The sequence below is a fragment of the Bradyrhizobium sp. UFLA05-108 genome (assembly GCF_059803455.1).
The window spans coordinates 1-554 of record NZ_JBANAZ010000266.1 but is presented as its reverse complement, the minus strand read 5'-3'; the positions used below and the strand labels follow the sequence as shown (position 1 = coordinate 554).

At 70.4% G+C, this 554-nt stretch carries 1 protein-coding gene; it reads right to left on the bottom strand.

Annotated elements, in window-relative coordinates; all coding sequences use genetic code 11:
* A partial coding sequence (locus SO140_RS46410) for a hypothetical protein (protein WP_498544268.1) occupies positions 1-518 on the bottom strand: 518 nt, incomplete at its 3' end.
* Between the last annotated feature and the right edge of the window lie 36 nt (positions 519-554).

Genomic DNA, 554 nt, shown 5'->3' with positions numbered 1-554 from the left:
CACTGCTCTGAGGGATAAGGCGCCGCCGTCCGGTTTAGCTCCTCCAGCAGATACGCCCGTTCGTCGGCCGGCAGGATGTCCAGCTTGCGCACCGGCGTGGTCGGCGCCCGCTCCAGCGCGTCCGCCAGTTGCTCCAGCGCGCGCTGCATGTAGCCGCAGACCCGATCCGCGGAGATGCCTTCCGCCACCTGCGCCGTCAGGCCGAGCGCCTCGCCAAAATCCTCTACTGCCATGCTCAGCGGATAGTTGGTGCGTTCCTCCCCGCCCAGCCATTCCACACCGGGTAGCCCGGCATCCGCTCCGCAAGCGAGCGCCGGCGCGGTGTGGCGGTAGTTCAACAGCGCACTGAACAGCGGCGCCGGCGCCGCAACGCCGCTGCAGCGTTGCGCCAGCGCCAGCGAGGCCTGCTCGTGCGCCAGCAGCTCGGCCAGCCGGGCATGCGTGATCCGCACGCTTGCCTCGACGGCGGTGCCGTCCAGATCAAGCCGCAGCGGCAGGGTGTTGATGAACAGGCCCATGGTGCGGTCGCCACCCGCCCCGCCATGCATGCGGCC